Source organism: Haloarcula sp. KBTZ06 (genome assembly GCF_048595605.1).
Taxonomy (GTDB): Archaea; Halobacteriota; Halobacteria; order Halobacteriales; family Haloarculaceae; genus Haloarcula; species Haloarcula hispanica.
Genome location: NZ_CP184337.1, coordinates 1,405,751 through 1,429,048, shown reverse-complemented (window position 1 = coordinate 1,429,048; position 23,298 = coordinate 1,405,751). Strand labels below are relative to the sequence as shown.

The following is a 23,298-nucleotide window of genomic DNA, read 5'->3' as shown; positions in this document are numbered from 1 at the left end:
AAGCCGGCTCAGCGGTAGTTCTTGTACGCCCAGAACGAGACGTACAGCGTCAGGACCAGCAGCCCACCGAGGAAGAAGGCCACGCCGGGTTCGAGGTCGATGCCACCACTGGCCGCGGCGTCGGTCGTCAGTTTACGCGCTTCCTCGGTCATCGCTTCGACCGGGGTGTCGGCTTCTGGCACCGGAGTGCTTTCCGGGGCCGGCGTGGCTTCCGGCGTCTCCGTCGCCTCGGCTATCTGGAACCCGCTGTCGTCTGTCTCCGTCGGGGCTGACGTGGGTTCGGCCGTCGCGGCCGTTTCGTTCGCCGCCTCGAGACTCTCGGCGTCCCCGCCCTGGGCACCGTCACCGGTGGTTCCCGCGTCGCCGCCGGCCCCGGAACTCCCGAGCTGGATCGGGAACTGCCCGAGCAGGAGTTGCAGCATGACGCTAGCCGCGGTGAGAACCCCGATGACAGGCAGGACCCGGCGAACGAGCGACCGGAGCGACTGCTTGCGCTCCTGCGTCCCGACGAACAACACCAGCGGGTCCTCCGGGGGCTCGTACACCTTCATCTCTTGGCCTTTTTCCGAGTACTGGACCCCTGCGACGGTGATCAGCTCTTCGTCTTCCAGCTTTTCCAGGTGATAGGAGACCTTCTGTATCGACATATCGAGCCGGTCGGCCAGTTCAGAGGGTGTTCCCGGCTCGTCGTAGACGGTGTTGAGGATCTCTCTGGCCGTTTCCGAGGAGAGGGCATCGAGGACATCTGAGACGTCTTCGTCGACCCCGACGACCTGTAGCTCCCCGTCCTGTGAGGTGCTCGTGTCGGGACCGCGGGAGGGCAGCAACGACATATATTCCGTTCACTGCCGCCCAGCGTAATGAATCTCGTGGAACCTCACAGGCCCATTTGAGTCTCAGAGCCCGCTATCGAAGGCGAACGACACACCTTCTGGTGACAGCGGGACGGTCGATATGCAGTATAGCGCGGTCTGATTGCCACTACAGCATCCCGGTTACGGACTCTACTGCGTCCGGAGAGAGCGAGTCCCGGGGCGGCCGCACCGTCGCGTGGGCGATGATGCCGCGGTCGGCGAGCAGCGCCTTCACGGTGGGCGCGAAACCGAACTCGGCACACGCTTCTGAGAGTGGTGAGAGGATCTTCCGCTGGACCGTTCTGGCTTCCGCCACGTCGCCGTTGGCGACGGCGGTGCCCGCTCGTTCTAGCTCGCTGTACAATAGATGGGAGAGCGCGCTGACGCCGCCGTCGCCGCCCAGCACGAGCGACGGGACGAACAGGCCGTCGTGGCCCTGATAGACGGTGAAGTCCTCCGGCGTTCGATTGAGGACCGCGGTGACGTACGGCAGGTCGCCCGAGGAGTCCTTGAGTCCCGCAACGGTGTCCGATTCGGCGAGCGCGGCAACCGTCTCGACGGACAGCTCCTGTCCGACGGCCCCGGGGATGTTGTAAAGGTAGACTGGCAGCGGTGCGTCGGCCAGAACTGCTTCGAAGAACGCCTCGTTGCCCGCCCCGCTGGCCTGGCCGCCGTAGTACGGCGGAACGACGAGCGTACTGTCCGCACCCTGCTCGGCGGCGAACTGCATTCGGTCGTGCACCGTCTCGACGTCGGTCGCGGCCGTCCCGACGATGACGCGGCAATCGTTGGAGGCTGTCTCCGTCGCGGTTCGGACGACAGTTCGGTACTCCTGTGGCGACAGCGTCTCGAACTCCCCGGTCGTCCCGCAGGGAACGATGCCGTCGACGCCGGCCGCGGCGACGTGCCGGACCAGCGATTCCAGCCCGGCGACATCGAGGTCACCGTCGGCGTCGAACGGCGTCACCAGCGGCGTCAGTACGTCGAAGGACTCGGCCATGCACCAGGTCAGACACGGCGGTCGCTTAGACGTTTTCCCCGTCGATAGGGCGGAACCCACTTGCCGCGGCGGTCCTACTGGTCGGTAAGAACCGACAATGGGAGGACGCGAGCGTCTCGCAGCGACAGACCCGGACTTCGACCCGGAGGCGGTCGACATCGACGACGCCGAGGTGTTTTCCCGCCTCGCGCCCGTCGTCCAGGAGTGGTGGGTCGAGCAGTTCGGGGAGTTCGTCCCCGGCAACGGCGGCTTCTTCACGCCGCCACAGAAGGAGGCCATCCCGCTCATCCACGAGCGCGAGAACGCTCTCATCTGTGCGCCGACGGGGAGCGGCAAGACCCTCGCATCCTTTACCGGCATCATCAACGAACTGTTCGGGAAGGCCCGCGAAGACGAGCTTGAGAACTCCGTCTACTGCCTCTATGTCTCGCCGCTGAAGTCGCTGGCCAACGACATCCACCGGAACCTCGGACAGCCGCTGGACGGCATCACGGCCAAACTCGACGAGCGCGGCGAGGACGTCGAAATCCGGCACGCGATTCGCCACGGCGACACCAGCGACAGCGAGCGCCAGGCGATGCTGGAGACGACGCCCCACATCCTGAATACGACGCCGGAGACCCTCGCTATCCTCCTGAACTCCCCGAAGTTCAAGCAGAAACTCGAAACCATCGAGTACGTCATCGTCGACGAGATTCACAGCCTCGCCGAGAACAAGCGCGGGACACACCTCTCGGTGTCCCTGGAGCGCTTAGAGGAGATGGTCGAGGAACCGCCGACACGCATCGGCTGCTCGGCCACCGTCGAGCCGCTGGACACCGTCGCCGAGTTCCTCGTGGGTCGCGAGGAGCCTGGCGGCGACCCACGGGACTACGAAATCGTCGACACGCGCTTTGCCCGCGATTTCGACATGGAGCTGTCCTGTCCGGCCGACGACCTCATCAACACGCCGCGGGACATCGTCACCGAGCGGTTCTACACCCAGCTCCACGACCACATCCAGTCACACACCAACACGCTCGTCTTCACGAACACGCGCTCTGGGGCCGAACGCGTCCTGCATAATCTTCGTGAGAAGTTCGACGGCTACGACGAATCGAACTCCGGCTGCCACCACGGTTCGCTCTCGAAGGAGAAGCGCCGCGATATCGAGGAGTCGCTGAAAGCCGGGACGCTGGACGTGGTGACGACCTCGACGAGCCTGGAACTGGGCATCGACATGCCTCACATCGACCTCGTCGTACAGGTGGGCTCACCCAAATCCGTCGCCGCGCTGCTCCAGCGCATCGGCCGCGCCGGCCACCAGCTCGGTGAGACGGTCGAAGGTCGCGTAATCGCACTGGACCGCGACGAACTCGTCGAGTGTGCGGTGATGCTCGAAAAGGCCGAGCGGGGCTTCGTCGACCGCGTGTTCATCCCCGAGAACGCACAGGACGTGGCGACCCAGCACGTCTACGGCATGGCAATCAATGACGTTCGTCCCGAAGAGACGTTCAAGGGGGTCCTCCGGCGAGCCTACCCGTATCGGGACTACAACGACGAGAACTGGGAGCAGCTGATGCGGTACATGACCGCCGACTACCCGGGGATGGAAGACAAGAACGTCTACGCCAAGATCTGGCGGGACACGAACGACGCGCCCGACGGGGAGCACCACTACGAGGAGTACGACGTGGGTGAGCACCTCATCGGCAAACGGGGTCGGCTCGCGCGGGTCATCTACATGACCAACATCGGGACGATTCCGGACTCCTTTACGTGTGACGTGGTCACCCGGAGCGACGACAGCTGGGTCGGCCAACTGGACGAGTCGTATCTGGACACGCTGGAGAAAGGCGACGTGTTCGTGCTGGGCGGTGACAACTTCGAGTACCGCTACCGCCGCGGGTCGAAGGTGTACGTCGACCGGACCGCCGCCCGCCCGACGGTCCCGTCGTGGTTCTCCGAGCGGCTCCCCCTCTCCTACGACCTCGGCCGCGAGATACTCGATTTCCAGGGCCAACTACTGGACCGGCTGGCCGATGGCGGGATGTCGGAGGTCCGCAACTGGCTCCGGGGGTTCCCCATCGACGAGAACAGCGTGCGGGCCATCGCGAGGATGTTCCGCGAGCAGGTAGCCTATGCCGGCTCGGACAGTGTGTCTACGACCGACCGGCTCGTCATCGAGGAGACACTGGACCACGACGAGTACGAGCGTCACTACCACGTCCACTCGAACTACGGCCGACGGTTCAACGACGGCTTCTCGCGGCTGCTGGCCTACCACATCGCCCAGGCGGCCAGCGCGAACGTGCAGGTCGCCGTCGCCGACAATGGCTTCACGCTCTCGATGCCGCTGAACCGCAAAGTCGATATCGCCCGAATCGTGGGCGACCTAGACCCGGACACGGCCCGCGAGGACCTTCGGGCTAGCCTCGACGGGACAGACCTGCTCCAGCGGTACTTCCGTATCAACGCCACACGGTCGCTGATGATACTCAAACGCTACAAGGGCTACGAGAAGTCCGCGAGCGAACAGCAGGTCTCCTCGGAGATGCTGCTCGGGTTCGCCGGGGACCTCGGGGACTTCGCCGTCGTCGAGGAGACCTACCGCGAGATTCTGGAGGACAAACTCAACGTCGACGGTATCGAAACCGTCCTGCGTGCGATGCAGGACGGCGACGTGGGCGTGGTCCGGACTCGCGTTGACTCGCCGTCACCGCGCGCCTTCGGCCTCGCGACGCTGATGGCCAGCGACGTGGTCCTCGCCGAGGACGAGTCGGCCGTCTTACAGGAGTTCCACCAGCGAGTGCTGAGCGAGATTGAAGATGGAGACGGCGACGACAGCGCCGTCGCGACTGACGACTGAGGCCGACCAGGTCAACGAGCGCGTGTAGGCCGGCGGAGTCTGTTGCGGTCGTCACCGCGCGACTCACGACGCCGTCTCGTTTTCGGCCATCGTGTCGTTCGTCACGTCGTCACCCATCGACTCGCCAGCCGTGGACTCCGTCATCGACTCGGTCATTGCGCCGGGTCCCATCGACTCCGTTTCGTTCACCTGCTCCATCGAGCCGCTCGCTTCGCCGCCCGTCATGGAGTCAGTCATCCCTTCATCCTCCATCGAACCAGTCGCCCCGTCGTTCATTGTATCCGTCCCCTCGTCTCCGGATCGCTCGTCGCCGCCGGCACAGCCAGCGAGCGGGAGCGTGACACTTGCAGCGGCGAGCGTCGTCAGAAACGTCCGTCGGCTTCGTGACATACGCTTTGTCCGGCGTCGGGGCTATACAAGGAGATTTTTCGAAGTCTCGGACGATTCCGCCCATAGTTTGGTCCGTGTGTGGACCGGAACTCTTCCAATTTCGCCCCTGAGCCAAACCGTTAATCCGCGGCCGGCCCCACGGGTGAGACATGGAGTCGCTTCACCCGCGAGTGAGACTGCTGTGGGTTCTGTCGACAGTTATCCAGGCGTCGGTGCTCGGTGTCATCGCGTATCTTGTCGACCGGTTCGCGGTTTCACTGCCACAGACGGTGGTCGTCGGCGGCTGGGTTGTGCTGGTGCTTCTGGGTGTTGCCCATGCCATCGCTGCCCACCGGATTTGGCGTTTTGACCTACAGGACGACGCGCTCTTTCTCCTTCGCGGTGTCGTCACCCGGACCGACACGTCGGTCCCGTACGTTCGTGTACAGCACGTCGACACCACGCGCGGCCCAGTAGAGCGAGCTATCGGGCTGGCGAGTGTCGTCGTCTACACTGCTGGGACCCGCGGCGCGGACATCACGATTCCAGGCCTGCGGCCCGAACGAGCCACTGAACTGCGCGAGCAGCTCCGTGACCTCGCAAACGAGAGCGAGGCCACGGACGCGGTATGAACCGGCTCCACCCGCGAAGTGCGGTCCTGCGAGTCACCCGAGCAGCGCTGCAAGGCGGCTTCTTCGGCTTTTTTGGCGGGTCGCTCGGGACCGGGATGCTCGGACTGCCGGCGTTCGCGGTTCCACTGCTTGGCCTGCTCGGCGCGCTGACGTTTAGCGGCTACGCGCTGGCGCGCTATTTCCGTTTTCAGTACGAACTCGACGGCGACACGCTTACTGTCGAATCCGGCGTCTTCGCCAGGCAGTCCCGCCAGATTCCGCTGGGCCGCGTCCAGAACTTAGACGTCGAGCAGAACATCCTTAACCGCCTGCTCGGACTCGCAATCGTCCGCTTCGAGACGGCCGGTGGCAGCGCGACGGAGGCTACGCTGGACGCAGTCGACGAGGCCGAGGTCAAACGCCTGCGGAACTACGTGCGGACCCACGACCGGGACCAGGCCGCCGAGGCAGAGACAGCCACCGCCGACGCGGTGTCCGAAGCTGCGACACCTGGCCGGTCGGCCCACGCCGATCTGCCCGGCGTGACCGGCCCCAAACCGACACACGCTGGCGACACTCAGTCGAGGAATGACCTCGGGGAACCGGTTTCCGAATCGGACACGGCGGAACGCGACGAGCCGGACGGATCGCTGCTGTTCGCGTTCGACCAGCGCGAACTCCTGACGTACGCGCTCGTCTCCGTTCGGCCGGCCGCGCCGGTCCTGACGCTGGCGTCACTCCCGCTTGGGATGGACGTCGTCTGGGCGGTTCTGCGGTTCAATGCGACCCTTGCTGGCGCATCGCTGAGCGGGCCGGTAGTTCGCTGGCTGACCGGCTCACCGGAAACCACGCGGCTCGCCGTCTTTGCCGTACTCTCCGTCGTCCAGTTCCTCCTACTCGCACTGGTCGTCAGCGTGGCGCTGACCGTCATCGAGTACTACGGCTTCCAGCTCACGCAGGCCGACGGCGACCTCCGGTACGAGCGGGGGCTGTTGCGCCGCTACAGCGGCAACATCCCGCTGGAGAAGGTCCAGACGGTCACTATTCGAGAGAACGTCCTGATGCGGCGGTTCGGCTACGCGACGCTGGCCGTCGAGACGGCCGGCTACAGCGGCGGGAACCAGCAGTCCACGCAGGGCGTCGCCGTCCCGCTCGCGCCCCGCGAAGAAGTGTACGAACTGGCCCGTGACATAGAGCCGTTCGGTGACCTCGACTTCGACCGGTCGCCGAAGCGCGCCCGCAGACGGTATCTCGCGCGCTTTTCACTGGCCGCGGCCGGGCTCACTGCAGTCGCCTACGCCGTGGACTCGCTGGTGCTGGAGACGGGCTACTGGTGGGTCGCCGCCCTCCTCTTCCTTACAGTTGTGCCGGCAGCCCACCTTCGCTGGCGACACCGTGGGTACGACCTGGACGAGTCCGTGCTGGCGACCCGGAGCGGGTTCTGGCGGCGGACGACGCGAATCGTCCCGTACTACCGGCTTCAGACGGTGTTCGTCACGCGGTCCCCGTTCCAGCGCCGTCGCGACCTGGCGACTGTGGGGGCCGACACGGCGAGTTCGTCGAGCCTGCTCGGTGGTATCGCCCGGGTGTACGACATCGACGAGGACATCGCAAAAGAACTCAGAGACACGCTTCGGGAGCGCCTCACCGCACACGTCGCAGGGCTGCGGACGGGCGACAGGGCCAGCGACGCGGACGCGTAGTCAGCCCCGCGCCCACTCGACCATTCGGCCGTACACCTCGTCGGTCGCCAGTGCGTCGCCGTCGCCGACGAGGACGAGCGCCTTCTTCGCTCGCGTGAGCGCGACGTTGATGCGCCGGTAATCCTCGAAGATGGGGCTGTCGAGCGTGCCCGTGGCGACGAAGGAGATGACGATAACCTCCTTGCTCGACCCCTGGAACCGGTCGACCGTGTCGACGGTCACGTCCGGCAGGCGCTTGGAAATCTCCGCGACCTGGGCGCGGTACGGCGCGATGACACCGATATCGTTGGCCGGAACTCCTGCGGATCGGTACGACGCGACGATTTCGGCGATGCGGTCGGCCTCAGCCGGGTTGGTGTTGCCGACCTGGCTTCCGTCGGGGGCGACGAACGCCACGCGGTCCTGAAGTATCTCTGGCAAGTCAGCCATTGAGACGCCGCCGAGGTCGTCGAGCCGCTGGGCGGCCACCTCGCCTGTCGCGGGCCGCAACTGCCCGTCGTAGAACTCCCGCGAAGCGAAGGCCTGAATGTGCTGGGCCATCCGGTACTGCCGGTCCAACATTACGCCGGCTTCCGGGTGGGCGTCGATGAGCCGCTCGAACAGCGAGGTCGACAGCGTCTCGTCCTCGGACTGGACCACTGGCGGGAGCTGCTGGTGGTCGCCGACGAGCACGAATCGGTCGGCGAGCGTCGTCGCCGCGAGCGTCCCCGGTTCGGTCAGCTGGCCGGCCTCGTCGACGACCGCGACGTCGAACTCCTGGGTCTGGAGCGTGCTCCCGCCGCAGGTGGCCGTCGTCGCCGCGACGACCTGCGCGCCCTGGAGCCGACTCGCACATTCGCCGGGGTCGCCGCTGGTCTCCAGTCGGTATTTCTGCATGTCATCGCGGACGCCGCTCTCCGTGCCGACTCGGACGATATCGGTGTAGCCCTGTTCTTCCAGCGCCTCCAGCAGATTGTCGACGGCGCGGTTGGTGAACGCCGAGAGCAGCACTCGGTCACCGCGAGCAACGAGGGCCCGAACCATCCGCGCCAGCGTGTACGTTTTGCCCGTGCCAGGCGGGCCGTGGACGAGCGCGAAGTCCGCCGCGCCGACGGCTAGCTGGACGGCCTCGTTCTGCGCGTCGTTGTTGTCGATGAACGTCTCCTCGACCGGATTGAAATCCGGCTCGCGCCGCCCGAACAGCACGTCTTTCTGCTCGGGCGACTGGAGGAGCACGGCGTCGTGGAGCGCGTTCTGGAGCCGGTCGGTCGTCAGTTCGGAGGGATACACGTCCAGTCGGCGGAGGTCCAGCGGCTCGTCGGCCGTGACGACGATTTCTTCGCCGAGACGTTCCACGCGGGCCAGTTCGGCGTTGCCGGTCACCGGGTCGCCGTCGCTGGCGAGCACGAGATTGCCTTCACGAATCTTCGAGACGGCCCCCGTCCCGGTTGCCCGGAGTTCCCAGCGGCCGCCGTCGAGTTCCCGGCGGCCGGTCGGTTCGAGACCGATGAGCGCCCGGTCGTTGTCGGCGCGCTCTTCGGGCGTTTGCTCCCAGAGCTTTGCGTACTCCCGGTGGACAGCACGGCGCTCGGCCTCGACTGCCGTGTAGAACTCCTCGAAGTACTCCAGTTCCTCCTCCGGGACCGCTCGGCCGACCGTGCCGGCCTTGGATTCCTGATCGAGACGGCCGGAGACGGCCATGCAGGTGTCCTGCTCGAAGCAGTACTCGCACTTCGCGTTTGCCTCGTAGCCCGTCGGCACGCCCGAGTCGTACTCCATCGCCGCAATCGCGTTGCGGGTCCGGACGACGTAGTTCAGCAGGCCGCTCCCGATGGAGAACTCCTTGGCCGGCGAGAGGTCGCCGCTCTCCTCGTTGCGGTCGACGGCGGCGTTTTTCGTGTAGAGAAGCGTGCCCGTGTCCGGCGCGGCGTCGACGGCGCTGCCCGCACCGGCCGCGCGCTCGCCAAGCATCAGCGCGTAGGCTGTCGCCTGAATCTTGTCCTGGAACCGTGGCTCCCGCTTGGTGTTTTTGCCAGTCTTGAGTTCGACGGGCATCCCGCGTCGGACGGCGTCGGCCCGCCCTTTCATGCCGAACCGCTCGGAGATGAGCGTCATTTCGGAGCGCCACTCGCTCTCCGCGGGACTGAAGTCCCGCTCCGAGTTGTCAGCGGCTGTCGCCGCTCCATCCGTTTCTGTAAGCGTCCCCTGCTGGAGCCACCCCTGGATGGCCGACGCGTGGTCGCGCACGTCCCCGGCCACTTCGTCGGCCTCCCGGCCGAGCAGTCCGATGTCGAGGCCGGCGGCGTCGACCTGCTCCTCGATAGCAGTGTCGAGGTCCCGGCCCCGGAGCAGGTCCCCGAACACCTCGTGGACGACGGTCCCTTTCACCAGCGGGTAGGCGTGGTCAGCGCCGTCGAGTTTCCGGAGGTAGTACATCCGCGGGCACTGCACCCACGCCCGGATGTCGGTCACGTCGACGAGGAAATCCGGCTGGACGACGAGGGTGGCGTCGCCGCCGACGGAGTACTGCTGCTCACCCTGATACTCCCGCTCGTCGGGGTTGTAGACGGCGATTTCCATGCCCGTCTCGATGACTGCGGCGTTCTCGGTCCACTTCCCCCAGAGCGTCACCGTCGTCGGCTCGCCGGCCCCGCGCTCGGGCCGAATCGTCACCTCACAGAGGTCGCTCTCGCCGTACTGAGTGTTCACCGTCTTCGGCTCCTCGATGTCGACGACGACGCCACGAACGCGGTCGACGCTCATCGTTTGGCCCTCCCCTGTTGCACGACCCAAGCGACGGGACGCCCCCTCAAAAGTCGTTCGCGCCGCGGCTCATTCAGTCGTCGCATCAGCATTCGAGTCACCATCGGCGGCGTACTCCTGCAGCGTCTCCAGCGACACGTCTTCGAGTACGTCCTCGCTCGTCGCATCGAGGTTCACCGGCGGTGCGCGCCCGGCCTCGTGGGCCTCTATCCAGCGCGGGACGCAGACGCACCAGTGGTCACCCGGGTCAAGCCCGGGGAAGTTCAGTTCCGGCCGCGGCGTCACGAGGTCGTTGCCCTGGGCCTTGCTGTACTCCAGAAACTCCGCCGTCATCACGGCACAGATTTCGTGCCGACCCGGGTCGCGCTGGAGCGGATAACAGTAGCCGTCGCGCATGAATCCGGTCTCCGGGTCCATCGAGCAGGGGGCCAGCTCCCCGCCGAGGACGTTGCGTTCGCTTTCCATACCACGTCTGGCTGTTCCGTGGAGTAAAGCCGTTCGGCTACCCGCCTGCGCTCACTGTCCGTGTCCGCTGTCATCATCACTCCGGTCCCGACTGTCACCTGACGAGTCGGTGGGCTGACCGTCATCTCCGTCCAGTTGCGTAGCTTCGTTCTCCGCTGCTTCACCAGCACTCCGTTCGGGGCGCTGCCCGGGAGAATCGCCGTCTGGTGTCGCCTCCGATGGTGAGTCAGCGCGTTCGGACCCGCCTGTTGTCGTCTGCTTGGGCGTGTCGTCCGTATCCGGTGCATTCGGTGAGACTGCGGGCACGTCGACGGCGTCCAGAGCGGCCCGAATCACGTCGGCCTTCTCCGTCCCTTCGATGGTCGCCTCCGTCGTCAGGACCAGTCGGTGGCTCATCGTCGCATTCGCCAGTCGCTTCACGTCGTCCGGGGTGGAATACTGCCGGCCGGCGATGACTGCACTGGCTCGGACTGCCTCGAAGACCCGCTGGACGCCCCGCGGCGAGACGCCGATTTCTGTCCGGTCGTCTTCGCGAGTCGCCCGCGCCAGATCGACGATGTAGCGACGAACCTTGGTGTCGACGCGGACGTCTTCCGCACACTCCTGCAGGGCGCGCACCGTCTCTGGGTCCACTACCGGATCGACCGACGGCGCGATTGTTCGCCGGTTGGCCCGCCGGTCGAGCAGCCCCATCTCCCCTTCGACATCCGGATAGTCCATCGACGTTTTCACGCTGAAGCGGTCCCGCTGGGCCTCGGGAAGCTGGAATGTGCCTTCCTGCTCGACGGGGTTCTGGGTCGCGATAACGACGAACGGTGTCGGGAGCGGATGCGTCGTCCCGTCGACACTGACCTGCCGCTCTTCCATTGATTCCAGCAGCGCAGATTGGGTCTTCGGCGGCGCGCGGTTAATCTCGTCCGCGAGCACGACGTTCGAGAACACCGGCCCCTGTGCGAACTCGAACTCCCGCTCGTGTTCGTTGTACACGTTCGACCCGGTCACGTCCGCCGGCAGCAGGTCCGGTGTAAACTGTACCCGGTTGAATTCGAGTCCGAGCGACTCCGCCAGCACCCGCGCCAGGACCGTTTTCCCCGTTCCCGGCACGTCCTCGACCAGAACGTGGCCTCTGGCGATGACGCCAGCCAGTGTCTCGAACAGCACCCGGCGTTCGACGACGACAGCCTCCTCAACTCGCTCCACAATGTCGAGGCAGTGGTCTGACGCAGCCTCGACGCTCAAATCCCCCGTTAACCCGGCCATGCCCCATGCGTTACACTGGGGAAGTATCAATGTGTACCATTAGCCCTCGTTTGTCGAGCCACAGTGGCTACTGACACATTCTGGACGGGCCAGCAGCGAAGCAGTCCCTCAGCCACGAAGCGGGGCGAGCAGCAGTAACACACCGATCGCGGCGAGTGCCATTGTCTCCGGCGATCCGATGGCGGCACCGACGGCGTGACGCGCTGTATCGACGAGACCGACGGCGGCGATACCGAGAAGGCCGACGCCGACGGCGAACACGCTGTGATACAGCTCCAGCCGGCGCGTTTCCGGCCGATGCCCCAGTTCCGCTGTCAGCCCCAGGCCGAACGTGCCAACGTCCCAGACAACGAGGCCGCCGACGACGCCAGCAAACACCAGTAACGATGACAGGTCGGCCTGTGCCGCACCGATGCTCGCACAGATGAGTCCCGAAGCGGTCAGTGCCGCGGGGCCGGCACGCGCCGGCAACAGGCCAAACGTGAGTCCCCCGATGACGAGAACGAGAAGCAGATACACCACCAGTGGGAGCAGGAGGGCACCGAAGAACACCGCCGGGAGCGAGGCGAACCCGAAGATACCGATTCGCAGGAGGAACGGGGCTAGCAACACGACGTAGCCAGCGGCCGCGATGGCGGCCCCGACAGTCCGCACCGAAGCGGCGTCGAACTCAGTCGTGAACTTTCGGATGACAATCGCACCGCTACCAGCAACCAGCGCGCCGACTGTGACTGCCAGAAGCGGCGCAAGAACGACCCACGACGACAGCACTCGGATACCGAGACTGAACGGTGGGGACGCGACAAGCTGACCAAACGGCGTCAACAGCAGTGCCAACGGCACGACCACAGTGAACGCTGCCGAACCGAGTGCGACCAGTTTGAGCGACTGGGTACCCCGTTTCAGTCTGTTCGCCATCGCGTCGCGGCGGCTCCGAGCTGTCAACTGCAAGAGCGGGAGCTGTGTCACAGCAAAATACAGGCAGCCCGACGCGGCGACGCCGAGTACACCGAGGCAGACCGTGGTGGCTATCGGCGACGCTCCACCGGCGACAGCGCTTACCACCTTCCAGCAAAGCCACGCGAGCGCGACGACGACCGTACCCACGACGAGGCCCACCACGGCGAACAGATACGAAACGACGCTGCTCACTGTCGCTTCCGAAACGGTCTCTCTGTCGAGCACGTCGGTCCAGGCGGTCGCGACGCCGACCATTGCGACGGCGACACCGAACGCGATGAGCGGGGCGACTGACACCTGCCCGACCGAGGCAACGACGCCAGTCGCTGCCGGCAGGAAACAGAGGTGGCCAATGACCGTCGGTCCCAGTCCGTCCCGGTCCAGTAGCGATAACCCCGCCACGGCAATGCCGGCGAGGAGTGCGATACCGCTGAACAGTCGCGGGTCGCCGGACAGAACCCCTGTCGCCAGGGTGAACGCAGTGACGATGAGCGCGACGATAGTTAGGCTGGTCGCCCGCGGCCGCCCCTCGTCGCCGACGGCCGATGGTGTATCGAGTCGCGGCCCGCCGATCATTTACGCTCCACCTCCCGGCTGCACGCTGCCACGCGGCTGGTGCGCCGCAACGGCGAAGGCGTAATCGAGGATGAGCGGCAGCGGTGTCCCACGCCGCCAGTCGATTGTCCGGGCCCCAGACGCCTGACACCGCGCCAGACGGGTCCGACGGCGGACGTGCTCGTACTGTCCGCTGACGGTGCTCGCCGCGGTTACGTCCGTCGAGAGCATGGTTCGCTGGCAATCGAACGCCGCCCAGGACTCCATCGCGGCGACCGGCGCATCGTCGAGCAACGGCGACACGAGCACCAGCTGGCAGCGCGGTCCGGCTACCTCCATCACTTTCCGGAACTGCCGCTGTGTGTCGCCCTCGTCTTCTGGACCACCAGCCGGGTCGCTCTCGGCAGCATCGGCGGCGGTTCGTAGCCGTTCGACAGCCAGCGACCGCTGGTTGGGTCCGTCGCCCGGCTGGAGCCACGTCAGTCCCGCTGGACCGTCGCCGTCGATGCCGACGATTGCCAGCCCGACTTCGTGACCGGCATCCAGCAGCGAGGTCACTGCGTGCGTCGTCGCGTACGCGCCGAGTTCGACTGCCGTCGGGCGACCGGGGCCGGCGGTCACCCGCGCCGGCGAGCGGGCGTCGACGACGAACACGACCGTCGTCGACACCCACTGCTCGTAGTTGACCGTCGACAGCGCTCCCCGCTTCGCGTACCCGCGCCAGTCGATGCGGCCGGCCGGGTCCCCGCGCTGATACTCCCGCGTCGAGTGGAAGGTGAAGCCATCGCCGGGGTCGTCGGTTGTGAGTTGGCCCACGCGGTCGGTCCCCTGGTCGGACAGCGGCGGTGCCTGGGCGTCAAGCTGACACACCAGCCTGTCATCGCCCTCCGCCTGTTGTCTCGCAGTCGCGACCTCGCCGGCTCCCGTACCCCGGACGCGGAGCCGCGGCTCGCCGAAGTCGTGTTCGCCTCGGCGGGCGATGAGCGTGTACTCGAGCGTGACTGATTCGCCGGCCGCAAGCGTCTCGCCGCCGCGTGGCGTCCCTTCCAGCACTGTGAGGTCAGTCGGAACGCCGTCGACGACCCGGATGTCCGACAGCGTCTGCTGGCCGCTGTTTGTCACCGTCAACTGGACTGCAACCGGGTGCCCCGGCGGCGCTGGAGTCGGGTCGACCGCCCGCGACACGACGAGCTCTGCCGGGACAGCAGCAGTCGACAGGATTCCGTAGGCCAGATACGAGAGCGGGAGTGTGGCGGCCAGCAGGAGTGTCCCGCTCCCCTCCCAGATGCCCGCTCCGGCGAGTGTCAGTGCGGCGACGATTGCGCCGCGCCACCGCATGGCTCGTCGGCCCATCAGTCCTGCACCTCCGTCACATCGCCCCAGTCGGCCCCGTCGGTCGCTGTGGTATCCGTTCCGTCCTCGTCAACCGGCGTTGTCCCGCCAGCTTCAGACTCGGAGTCAGCCGGGCGGTCCGCGGCAGTTGCGCCCTCGGTGGCGGCTCCGTCGACGTGGGCACCGTCAGACGCGCCGTCTGCGCTGGTCCCGACGGCTTCCCGCTCGGGAATCGACCCGTCGACGGCCCGCTGGAGGCTCCCGTCAGCCGCCCGCTGCAGGTCGGCGACCGCTGGGGCGACGACTGGCACCGGACGCGGCGCCTGCTGGCCGACCACTGTCGGCAACGCGTCGTCGGCCGCGACGCTGACTGCCGTCATCGCCCGTGCGCACCGCTTCCGGACGGCTTTTTCGGGAAACAGCCAGGCCCACAGGCGCGTGCGAAACGGTCGGTCCGGTGGCGTGACGGATTCGTCCAGTACCGCGGCGGCAACCGGGTCGTCCGTCCAGGTCCCCGCGGCTAACTGTGCTTTCACCGAGTCGGGGTCGTGGCCGCCCTGGACCAGTGCCTCCGTGAGCGCCGCCCGAAGTGGTTCCCGAACGGGGCCGACGCTCTCGGCGACCGGCCCGTCGTCGCGGGCCTGTGCAGCCGCCGCTTCGACGCGTTCCGCGAGTTCGGTTCCGGAGACAGCGTCGTCTGTCGGTGTCGTCTCCAGAAACCCCTCGGTGAACTTGTCGTCAGCAGTCCACGGCGACGGTGATACCGAGGGGTCGTCGGGCGTCCGGAAGAGCTTCCAGAAGGCCACGAGCACGCAGACGAAGAGGACGAGGACACCCGCCGCACTCGGCCCGGAATCCGCCGGCTCTGGCGTCCCTGTCAGCCCGAGGACCGCGCCGGCAGCCACGAGTAGCAGGCCACACAACACGGCGATTCCCAGCCCGACGCGACGGCGATTCACCCTTCGTCCTCCTGCTCGTCGCTCGCACCCACCAGCGCATCGTACGCGCTACGGGCCTGCTCGCGCCGGCTGTCGCTCGAATGGCCGCCGTATTCGACGTCCCGGAACGCCTCTGTCAGTGCTTCGACGGGTGCCCTCGGGAGGCCGCTGTCGATTGCGGCCCGGGACACCTCGCCGGGCGTCCGCGTCCGCCAGCGCCCGGGGACGACATGCTTGGCGAACGAACGCCAGAGGTCGCGAATCGATGGGAGAGCCGATTCGCCGCCGCCCGACGAGTCAGTGACCGACCCGCTCGGTCCGGAGCTAGATGCCGTAGTCGGGCGGTCCGTATCGCCGACCCGGCCAGCGATGTAGACACCGACCGCACCCAGTGCCACCCCGGCCCCAGCCACGACGGCACCGGCCGTGCCCCAGCGAACATAGCTCAGTATCACGACGACACACGAGAATCCGAGCGTTACAATCCTGCGCGGCGTGGTTTCAGCCCTGGCTACAGTGATGGCTCGATACCCGGCCGACCGGAGCCACCGCTGGAAGCGACGCCACAGCCCTGACAGCGTTAGCGGAAGCGATGAGAGCCACGTCGCCAGACGGGCGGCCAGTCGGCGGCCCATGTTCAGCGTGGCTTCGATACGGCCGACGAGCCAGAGTGCCGTTCGCCGGGTCCACTGAACGACGCGGGCGACGAAGCCAGCCGCCGTTTCACCGCCGTTCTTGGCCGCGTATGCGACCGCCTGTCCGCCCGAGAAAGCAGCCGTCCGATAGTGGTACAGCGCGGCGACGCCCACGACTGCGAGCGCGACGACCAGCCCGTCCCGTTCCCAGAGCACGCCGATGACAAACAGCGAATCGAAGATTGTCCAGAGAATACCGACGCCGCGTGCGACCTTGGGGGAGTACATCACTGCGGCGATAGCGACGGTCACGACGGTTGCCACCAGCAGTATCGAACTTACCACGATGGTCCCGGTGTACGCGCCCCAGAGCGTCGTTCTCGCTGTCTGTCTGTCTGTTGCCGCTGTGACGGGAAGCGAGGGGTTTGCTGGGAGCGAGACGGCAACAGCGCCGTCAGTGCCAGTCGTCCCCCGACGCTGGTCGCCGAGCGTGACAGTCGCGTTCTCGACCGGCTTTCCGTTTATCGTGGCGTTGATAGCGGCCCTGTCACCTGGTACCGGGAGGGCCTTCGCAGGCACGACGCGAACGTGTAAGTTCAGCACGTCGACGCGCGCGGACCCGTCGAACTCGCCACGGGACACCGTTACTGCGGCGGTATCGCTGTCGGGGACTGTCAGTTGATACCGGCCGGCGGTGTCAGTTCGACCGACGGTGTTGCCGCTGCGGGTCACGGTCGCGTTCCGTACTGGCACGCCGTCGACCGTTGCGACGAGCGGGACAGTCGACCCGGGGTACGGCTCGCCGAGCAGTGTCACGTTGATGCTCCCGCCGACACGGTACTGACCGGTGTCGTTGTCGGCCGCTGTCTGCTGGCGTGGGGCCGTCGAATCGACCATCCCAGATGCACCAGAAACCGCCCCAGATGTGCCAAGGGTACTGCGGGCGTGACTGTCTCCGTTTGAGACCGAGGTAGTCCCGCCAAGTGACCACCCATCCCCTTCCGCGAGGAGGCTTGCTGTTTCAGTACCCGATTCCTCGTACGGTCGCCGGTAGAACTGACAGGGCTCTGTTCCCGGCGATTCGACCGTTACGTTCAGCTCGCGCTGGTACGGAACCTGTGCGGTCACCTGGCCGTTCTGGTCAGTCCGGCCGACGTATCGGTCGTTGAACCAGACACGGGTCGCGGCAGCCGGTTCGAGGTCCTGATACACCAGAACGGTGAGGGGATGCCCGGCTTTCGGCTCTGACTCGACGAGGACGCCACAGCCGTCCGCAGTGGGCGGGGCGGTATCGCCGGGAATCGGAATCGGCTCTGTTCCTCCCGTGACGCCGCCGCTCCCACCTCCGTCGCGACGGTGTTCCCGTGTGCCTGCAGGTGTCTGGGTGTCGGTGACGCTGCCGCCCCCGCCACCGTCGCGGCGTTGTTCCCGCGTATCGGCTGGCGTCTGCGTGACTGGCTCGGTGCCGTGACTCCCGTCACCGCCCCCGCTGCTGGTCCCGCTCTCAGTGATCGGTGGCGGGGCCAGAAACGCGGCGACGATCAGCCCGACGAGGCAGAGACTTACCAGTGCCAGCTGCCGCCAGTCGACGCCGCCATGGCCGGTCTCGGATGCTGTACCCACTTGTCGCCCCTCGTAACTTACGCCCGTACCGCGACACCCAACGCTGTTATCATAGATATCTGCGTGAAAGATAATCAATCCCCGGTATGGTCGTTGACAGCAGCGACAGTCGTGTGGGCACGCTGGCCAGTCCGTATACACGACCTCCCTGCTTCCGCCCGGCGGTCGGGACCGATGGGTTCATTCTGGCTCAGGCCGAATAGCGAACTGACAATGCGCGTTCGCGACTGGCAGGACATTCTCGAAGACGTGATGGAGAGCAATGCCAATCCGGGGGACTGGCGCGCCGTCGGGGGCGACCGCGCGAACGGTATCGGCGAGGACATCTACTTCGGTCACCCCGACGCCGGTGTCTACCAGCTCAAGACCTACGCGAAGAACCCCTTCGAGGTACAGGGCGTCGGGTCACAGGTGGCCCGCCGTATCGACGACGACATCGACCCGCTGTTTCCGAACGACGGGTCGGGCATCTTCGGCGTCCAGCAGGGACCGGAAGACGAGGACGACGCCAAGGAGAAGGCCAAGAACCTCGAAACGGTACTCGAAACCCACGCGGACGCACCCACGTCGCCGCAAGCGCTGCTTGAGGACATGATGGACGCGATGGACTCCCCGGCCTACGGCCCGATGGAGTTCGACCACCACGACCGGCCCGACCAGATGACCGAACTCACGGAGACGTTCGAGGAAGCGGAGGAACTACTCGACGCGGAGTTCGAGGACGTCATCGAGGAAGACGTAGCGCGGGGCTTCTACTGATGGCCGAACCGACGCGCGCCACCGGTTTCGGGGGTCGCTAATGGTCGGTCCCTCGATGACGGACGCCGACCGGAAACGCTTCCTCAGATACACGCAGGTCGGGTTCGCGCTTCTCATCGGCGTCTCGATGGGGCTGGTGACGTTGTACGGCGGTGCGGAACTGCTGGTTGTCGCCGGAATGTTTGTTGGCGGAACCGTCGTTGGCGGTGGCCTCGCGTGGTACATCATCCCGGAGAGCATCGCGGAAACGCCGTACGAGTCAGTCGACAGAGGTCCGAAACCCGGCGCAAAAATGAAGCAACGTCGGCAGGAAAACGACGGCTCCGGACGGCGGGCATCCGAGGACGACGGCCGACTCTCACAGAACCGCGACTAGAGGAAATCGTCCTGCATCGCGGGGTCCTGCTGTTCGGATGCCGTCTGGTCGAAAATCTCTTCGTCGAGTGTCTCGGTCTCTTCCGTCGTAGTGTTGTAGGCCGAAATCCCTCGCTTCAGGAGGTCTTCGACGGCCTGGTCGCGGTTGAGGAACTCGCCCTGTTCGACGAGTCGCTGGATGTCCGAGTCCACCTGGTCCGGAAGTGACACCTTGATCTTGCTCACACTTGCCGCCTATACTGTTCGGACATAAAAACCCACCCCTGGTTTTGGGAGGGGTGAAAAAGGCGCACGCGCAGATGCGCGGAACCGTCACACACTTGCCGGCGGCCGACACGAACCAGAGTGTGAACGCGAACGACCGAGCGATTACCGCGCTGGTCATGCTCGCACACGGGCTGGTCCACACCTACGAGATGGCGGTCCCGATATTCGTCGTCATCTGGCTCACCGAGTTTGACCTCATCAACCTCGGTATCGCCCAGTTCGACGTGACGACGGCCACCGTCGGCGTCATCGTGACGCTGGGCTACGGCCTGTTCGGGGCTGGTGCGCTCCCGGGCGGTATCGTCGTTGACCGTATCGGCTCCCGCCGACTCATCACCGGCTGTCTGCTGGGGATGGGCGGCTCGTACATCCTGCTGGGACTGGCTCCGAGCATGGTCGTCATCGCGCTGGCGCTCGTCCTCTGGGGACTCTCGGCCAGCGTCTACCACCCGGCCGGGCTCTCGCTCATCAGCAAAGGCGTCGAACAGCGCGGAACCGGGCTGGCCTACCACGGTGTCGCCGGGAACCTCGGTATCGGCCTCGGCCCACTCGTCGCCGCAATTCTCCTGCTGGTCGCCGAGTGGCGGACGGTCGCGCTCGTCCTCGGCGTTCCCGCGTTGCTCGCCGCCGTCTACGCCTCGCGGGCGAGTTTCGACGAGACGGCAGCCGTGACGACTGCAACCGACGGCGGGTCGAAGGCCAGCAGCGGTATCGACTCGCTCGGGGAGTTCCTCACGGAGAGCAAGCACCTGCTGACAGGGAGCTTCCTGCTCGTGTTCGTCGTCGTCATGTGCTCGGGGCTGTACTACCGCGGCGTCCTCACCTTCCTCCCGGAACTCCTGCGGGACCTGCCGGGCTTCGAGCCCATCCCGATAGAGACGTTGTTGCCTCCCAGCGTCCTGTCGGCGCTCGGTATCGAGGCCGGGACGGGCCAGACGCTCAAGCCACAGGACTACTTCTACGCCGGACTGTTGCTCATCGGCGTTTTCGGCCAGTACGCCGGCGGGAAACTGAGCGACCGAATTCCCGTCGAGTACGGTATCGCCGGCTCGTTTCTGGTGCTTGCCGTCCTTGCAGTGCTGTTCGTTCCGGTGTCGGCGATGGGCTTCGGTCCGTTAGCGGTGCTTGGTGCGCTGCTAGGGGTCACCCTCTTCGTCGTCCAGCCGATGTATCAGGCCGCAGTTGCGGAGTACACGCCCGCCGGCACGCGCGGACTCTCGTACGGCTACACGTATCTGGGCGTGTTCGGCGTCGGCGCGCTCGGCGGCGGGCTGGCCGGGTCGATTCTGGCCTTTGCGAACGCGACGGCGCTGTTCGGGACGCTCGCCGGAATTGCACTCGTCGCCGTTCTCGCGGGAACCGCCCTCGCGCGGCGTTCGTGACTGCCTGAGACCGGGGACAGGCCGTCGCATCGCTTGCTATTTCTGTCTGTACGATGTACCTGCCTCTCAGATGGACGCCGCAGTCATCGTCCCGGCCTACAACGAGGCGGAGTCGCTGGCCCGCTGCCTGGCTCCCTTCGAGTCACAGCCCGTCGAACTGGTCGTCGTGGTCGGCGGCGACGACGGTACGGAACAGGTGGCCCGTGACACGCCCTTCGTCGATACGGTCGTCCGGTGCGACGAGGGCGGGGCGGGAATCGCCCGAAACCACGGAGCAGCGGCCGCAAAAGCCCCGATACTGCTGTTTACCGACGCCGATACGGTCGTCCCCGAGGACTGGGTCCGCCTGCATCTCAGGCACTACACCGACGACGATGTGGTGGGGGTCGGCGGCCCCGCACGCCCGCTCGAAGACAGCCTCAAACACCGCGTGCTGTTCAAACTGCTGTCGGACTACTGGTATCGGGTGTCCTGGCCGCTGGGCTTCGTCCAGCAACCGGGCTTCAACTGTAGCTTCCGGGCCGACGCCTTCGAGGCCGCGGGCGGCTTCGACGAGGACATCCCGTTCATGGAGGACACGGAGCTCTCCTTGCGGATGAAAGAGTACGGCCGAATCGTCTACGACGCCGACTCCTGCGTCGCTACGTCGGCCCGCCGTGAGGCCGACGAGGGATATCTCTCGCTGTTTGCGAAGTACGTCCGCGGGTACGCGAACCACTACATCCTCCGCCGGGAGTTCGATGCCGACTATTTCTGAGAAGGGCAGCCTTTTCAACACACACCCCGGAGCAGTGACACGATGAGTAGCTGGCGGTCACTGTCCCGACGTGCTGTCGAACAGGTACGGTCGGATTTCCGGGACGACCCCTATCTCCGCTACGTGCTCCTGCTGTCGACTGTTATGGTCGGGTTCTGGTTCTGGCACCGCATCCCGAACTTCGCGACCCGTGACGAGTACAGTCGTCTCCTTGACGCGATGGTCGTCTACGGGTCGGTCCTCGAAGAACCGAGTTTCGAGGGGCTCAAGGCCGGCGTCGAGTGGGGCCGGGCCCCCTTCGGCGCGACGCTGTACCTCTATGCGCTGGCTATCCTCCCCGTCGTGCTCGTCGCCGCCATCACCGGCGACCTGGGCGCATTCACCACGATTGCCTTCCCTAGCTGGGAGTTCGGCCACTACGAAGTCTGGGCCGCCACGCCAGAGTGGATCTGGACCTGGAGCCTGGTCTTCATCCGGCTAACCAACGTCGTTGCTGCAATCTGTGCCGTCTACCTCACCTACCGCCTCGGCGTCGCACTCGAGGGCCGCAACGCCGGCCGGCTGTCGGCCGTCGTGCTCTCGCTGACCTTCGGCTTCCTCACCATCTCGAAGGAGGCCGGCGAAGATATGCCGGCGCTGGTGTTCGTCCTCCTCGCGCTGTACCTGCTGGTCAGGTACGTCCAGACGGACGACGGAACGCTGTTTCTGGCGGCGAGCGCCGCCGGCGGTGTCGCAATCGCGTTCAAACTGACGGCCGCGCCGGTCGTCCTCCTCATCGGTGTCGCCTTCCTGCTGCGTGCCCATGCCGCTGACGCGCCGCTGACGGAGACGCTGTACCGGCCGAAGCTCCTGCTGAGTGGCGCACTGCTCGGGTTCGCCATGATTGTCCTCGGGTTCCCAACCGCGCTCGTGGCGGGAGCCGAACCGTTCATCGAGCGGGTCTTCGGCGGCTCGACCTCGCGGATGAGCCATCCGACGGGCCCTGACGCCCCGATGTGGTGGTGGTTCCTCCGGGGCTACTTCAGCGCGCTGGGGCTACCGCTGTTTGCCGCGGCCGCAGCGAGCGTCGTGGCGACCGTCGCAACCATCCGTGACCGCGGCTCTGCCTTCCACGGCACCGTCCTCGTTCTGACGGGACTGGTGGCCTACATAGCGATGTTCTCCCAGTGGCACGACTTCCGCGTACACCACCTCCTGCCGACCTTCCCGCTCATCGCCTTACTCGTCGGGGGCCGACTGGTGCAGCTCCGCGAGCGCTCGACCAGTCTCGCTCGCCCGGTGTTGGCCGTTCTGCTGGTGACGACGGCGGTCTACGCCGGTATCGGGACGGCACAGTTCGCATCCATGCCCCGAGACGAGGCGACGGCCTGGCTCGAAGACAACAGCGACGAGGGCGACGTGGTGGAGACCTACCGCGTCCACATCCAGGACACCGCCGTCCCGCATTCGATGACTGCCCGACACGTCGCCGGTCAGGACTCGGAGGCGGAGGAGGCGATGGCCTGCCCGCGGTACATCCAGGTCGGGTATCGGGATCTGCTGTATCTCAAGGAGGACACCTACTACCGGAACGGCGACGCACAGGCGACCTACCTCCGGAATCTCCTGAACGAGGAGTACAACTACAGAATCGTCGCCGAGTTCGAGGAGCGGCCGCCGAACTTCGTTCCCCAGCGACCGACCCCCGGGTCGTTCACCGACCTGCTGCGGCTCGGTGTCGTCCCGCACACGGACCAGTTCGCCGACGAGCAAGAACTCGCGGCGAACCAGTACACCCTCATTCTGGAACGGGACGGCGAGTGCGACACGAGCCGGCATCCGCCGTTCTGAGCCGTTTTCTCGACTTCCCGCTCCGTTTTCCGC

Annotated in this window: 19 protein-coding genes; 8 read left to right on the top strand and 11 right to left on the bottom strand. The window is 66.1% G+C overall.

The window, feature by feature from the left end:
• Window positions 1-8: 8 nt before the first annotated feature.
• Together ACNO8S_RS07510 and ACNO8S_RS07505 are read right to left on the bottom strand one after the other, a co-directional pair.
• Window positions 9-833 carry an ArsR/SmtB family transcription factor gene (locus ACNO8S_RS07510; RefSeq protein WP_050038099.1) on the bottom strand — a complete coding sequence of 275 codons (825 nt, stop codon included), beginning with the start codon at window positions 831-833 and terminating at the stop codon, window positions 9-11.
• A 148-nt stretch (window positions 834-981) separates the two neighbouring features.
• Window positions 982-1,854: a dihydrodipicolinate synthase family protein gene (locus ACNO8S_RS07505; protein ID WP_420182739.1), complete on the bottom strand. Its 873-nt coding sequence runs from the start codon at window positions 1,852-1,854 to the stop codon at window positions 982-984.
• Between the two features lie 97 nt (window positions 1,855-1,951).
• Here ACNO8S_RS07505 and ACNO8S_RS07500 point away from each other — a divergent pair, with 97 nt between their 5' ends.
• The gene (locus ACNO8S_RS07500; protein ID WP_420182738.1) at window positions 1,952-4,702 is read left to right on the top strand and encodes an ATP-dependent helicase; all 2,751 of its coding nucleotides are present in this window, start codon (window positions 1,952-1,954) and stop codon (window positions 4,700-4,702) included.
• A gap of 63 nt (window positions 4,703-4,765) precedes the next feature.
• Here the strand turns inward: ACNO8S_RS07500 and ACNO8S_RS07495 are convergent, their stop codons facing one another.
• Window positions 4,766-5,092 (bottom strand): hypothetical protein, encoded by a 327-nt coding sequence (locus ACNO8S_RS07495; protein ID WP_014040412.1) that lies wholly within the window; start codon window positions 5,090-5,092, stop codon window positions 4,766-4,768.
• Window positions 5,093-5,241: 149 nt separating this feature from the next.
• On the opposite strand from ACNO8S_RS07495, the gene ACNO8S_RS07490 reads away from it, so the two are divergent.
• Both ACNO8S_RS07490 and ACNO8S_RS07485 read left to right on the top strand, forming a co-directional pair.
• Complete coding sequence (locus ACNO8S_RS07490) at window positions 5,242-5,703, top strand: PH domain-containing protein (RefSeq protein WP_004961231.1); 462 nt, start codon at window positions 5,242-5,244, stop codon at window positions 5,701-5,703.
• A complete protein-coding gene (locus tag ACNO8S_RS07485; protein ID WP_191450294.1) occupies window positions 5,700-7,385 on the top strand; it encodes a PH domain-containing protein in 1,686 nt (561 codons plus the stop codon). The genes ACNO8S_RS07490 and ACNO8S_RS07485 overlap by 4 nt, the downstream gene beginning before the upstream one ends.
• On the opposite strand, the gene ACNO8S_RS07480 is transcribed toward ACNO8S_RS07485, so the two are convergent.
• The 7 genes from ACNO8S_RS07480 to ACNO8S_RS07450 all read right to left on the bottom strand — a co-directional run bounded on the left by ACNO8S_RS07480 (window position 7,386) and on the right by ACNO8S_RS07450 (window position 17,895).
• Window positions 7,386-10,127 (bottom strand): AAA domain-containing protein, encoded by a 2,742-nt coding sequence (locus ACNO8S_RS07480; RefSeq protein WP_420182737.1) that lies wholly within the window; start codon window positions 10,125-10,127, stop codon window positions 7,386-7,388. It lies immediately after the preceding gene.
• Between the two features lie 69 nt (window positions 10,128-10,196).
• Window positions 10,197-10,592 (bottom strand): DUF2237 family protein, encoded by a 396-nt coding sequence (locus ACNO8S_RS07475; RefSeq protein WP_420182736.1) that lies wholly within the window; start codon window positions 10,590-10,592, stop codon window positions 10,197-10,199.
• Window positions 10,593-10,643: 51 nt separating this feature from the next.
• A complete protein-coding gene (locus ACNO8S_RS07470; protein WP_420182735.1) occupies window positions 10,644-11,852 on the bottom strand; it encodes an AAA family ATPase in 1,209 nt (402 codons plus the stop codon).
• Between the two features lie 108 nt (window positions 11,853-11,960).
• A complete protein-coding gene (locus ACNO8S_RS07465) occupies window positions 11,961-13,388 on the bottom strand; it encodes a DUF7519 family protein (RefSeq protein WP_420182734.1) in 1,428 nt (475 codons plus the stop codon).
• Entirely contained in the window at window positions 13,389-14,720 is a 1,332-nt protein-coding gene (locus tag ACNO8S_RS07460) for a DUF58 domain-containing protein (RefSeq protein WP_420182733.1), read from the bottom strand.
• Entirely contained in the window at window positions 14,720-15,658 is a 939-nt protein-coding gene (locus ACNO8S_RS07455; RefSeq protein WP_151103406.1) for a DUF7269 family protein, read from the bottom strand. The genes ACNO8S_RS07460 and ACNO8S_RS07455 overlap by 1 nt, the downstream gene beginning before the upstream one ends.
• On the bottom strand, window positions 15,655-17,895 hold the full coding sequence (locus ACNO8S_RS07450; RefSeq protein WP_420182732.1) for a DUF4129 domain-containing protein: 2,241 nt from the start codon (window positions 17,893-17,895) through the stop codon (window positions 15,655-15,657). The genes ACNO8S_RS07455 and ACNO8S_RS07450 overlap by 4 nt, the downstream gene beginning before the upstream one ends.
• A 213-nt stretch (window positions 17,896-18,108) precedes the next feature.
• On the opposite strand from ACNO8S_RS07450, the gene ACNO8S_RS07445 reads away from it, so the two are divergent.
• Window positions 18,109-18,654, top strand: a complete 546-nt coding sequence (locus ACNO8S_RS07445; RefSeq protein ID WP_014040403.1) for a hypothetical protein — start codon at window positions 18,109-18,111, stop codon at window positions 18,652-18,654.
• 40 nt (window positions 18,655-18,694) lie between these two features.
• Window positions 18,695-19,030, top strand: a complete 336-nt coding sequence (locus tag ACNO8S_RS07440; RefSeq protein WP_050038089.1) for a hypothetical protein — start codon at window positions 18,695-18,697, stop codon at window positions 19,028-19,030.
• On the opposite strand, the gene ACNO8S_RS07435 is transcribed toward ACNO8S_RS07440, so the two are convergent.
• Window positions 19,027-19,254: a ribbon-helix-helix domain-containing protein gene (locus tag ACNO8S_RS07435; protein WP_004518043.1), complete on the bottom strand. Its 228-nt coding sequence runs from the start codon at window positions 19,252-19,254 to the stop codon at window positions 19,027-19,029. The two genes, ACNO8S_RS07440 and ACNO8S_RS07435, sit on opposite strands and share 4 nt — an antisense overlap.
• Before the next feature lie 74 nt (window positions 19,255-19,328).
• Here ACNO8S_RS07435 and ACNO8S_RS07430 point away from each other — a divergent pair, with 74 nt between their 5' ends.
• The 3 genes from ACNO8S_RS07430 to ACNO8S_RS07420 all read left to right on the top strand — a co-directional run bounded on the left by ACNO8S_RS07430 (window position 19,329) and on the right by ACNO8S_RS07420 (window position 23,265).
• On the top strand, window positions 19,329-20,678 hold the full coding sequence (locus ACNO8S_RS07430; RefSeq protein ID WP_050038088.1) for an MFS transporter: 1,350 nt from the start codon (window positions 19,329-19,331) through the stop codon (window positions 20,676-20,678).
• Window positions 20,679-20,748: 70 nt separating this feature from the next.
• A complete protein-coding gene (locus ACNO8S_RS07425) occupies window positions 20,749-21,435 on the top strand; it encodes a glycosyltransferase (RefSeq protein ID WP_050038087.1) in 687 nt (228 codons plus the stop codon).
• Window positions 21,436-21,477: 42 nt separating this feature from the next.
• The gene (locus tag ACNO8S_RS07420) at window positions 21,478-23,265 is read left to right on the top strand and encodes an ArnT family glycosyltransferase (RefSeq protein WP_050038086.1); all 1,788 of its coding nucleotides are present in this window, start codon (window positions 21,478-21,480) and stop codon (window positions 23,263-23,265) included.
• The last annotated feature ends 33 nt before the right edge of the window (window positions 23,266-23,298 follow it).

Excerpts from the sequence above, each read along its gene's own strand:
- ACNO8S_RS07460 (WP_420182733.1), bottom strand. The coding sequence starts at position 14,720 with ATGGGCCGACGAGCCATGCGGTGGCGCGGCGCAATCGTCGCCGCACTG.
- ACNO8S_RS07430 (WP_050038088.1), top strand. The coding sequence starts at position 19,329 with ATGCGCGGAACCGTCACACACTTGCCGGCGGCCGACACGAACCAGAGT.
- ACNO8S_RS07505 (WP_420182739.1), bottom strand. The coding sequence starts at position 1,854 with ATGGCCGAGTCCTTCGACGTACTGACGCCGCTGGTGACGCCGTTCGAC.
- ACNO8S_RS07465 (WP_420182734.1), bottom strand. The coding sequence starts at position 13,388 with ATGATCGGCGGGCCGCGACTCGATACACCATCGGCCGTCGGCGACGAG.
- ACNO8S_RS07445 (WP_014040403.1), top strand. The coding sequence starts at position 18,109 with ATGCGCGTTCGCGACTGGCAGGACATTCTCGAAGACGTGATGGAGAGC.
- ACNO8S_RS07500 (WP_420182738.1), top strand. The coding sequence starts at position 1,952 with ATGGGAGGACGCGAGCGTCTCGCAGCGACAGACCCGGACTTCGACCCG.
- ACNO8S_RS07470 (WP_420182735.1), bottom strand. The coding sequence starts at position 11,852 with ATGGCCGGGTTAACGGGGGATTTGAGCGTCGAGGCTGCGTCAGACCAC.
- ACNO8S_RS07485 (WP_191450294.1), top strand. The coding sequence starts at position 5,700 with ATGAACCGGCTCCACCCGCGAAGTGCGGTCCTGCGAGTCACCCGAGCA.
- ACNO8S_RS07495 (WP_014040412.1), bottom strand. The coding sequence starts at position 5,092 with ATGTCACGAAGCCGACGGACGTTTCTGACGACGCTCGCCGCTGCAAGT.
- ACNO8S_RS07490 (WP_004961231.1), top strand. The coding sequence starts at position 5,242 with ATGGAGTCGCTTCACCCGCGAGTGAGACTGCTGTGGGTTCTGTCGACA.
- ACNO8S_RS07480 (WP_420182737.1), bottom strand. The coding sequence starts at position 10,127 with ATGAGCGTCGACCGCGTTCGTGGCGTCGTCGTCGACATCGAGGAGCCG.
- ACNO8S_RS07420 (WP_050038086.1), top strand. The coding sequence starts at position 21,478 with ATGAGTAGCTGGCGGTCACTGTCCCGACGTGCTGTCGAACAGGTACGG.
- ACNO8S_RS07425 (WP_050038087.1), top strand. The coding sequence starts at position 20,749 with ATGGACGCCGCAGTCATCGTCCCGGCCTACAACGAGGCGGAGTCGCTG.
- ACNO8S_RS07510 (WP_050038099.1), bottom strand. The coding sequence starts at position 833 with ATGTCGTTGCTGCCCTCCCGCGGTCCCGACACGAGCACCTCACAGGAC.
- ACNO8S_RS07440 (WP_050038089.1), top strand. The coding sequence starts at position 18,695 with ATGGTCGGTCCCTCGATGACGGACGCCGACCGGAAACGCTTCCTCAGA.
- ACNO8S_RS07475 (WP_420182736.1), bottom strand. The coding sequence starts at position 10,592 with ATGGAAAGCGAACGCAACGTCCTCGGCGGGGAGCTGGCCCCCTGCTCG.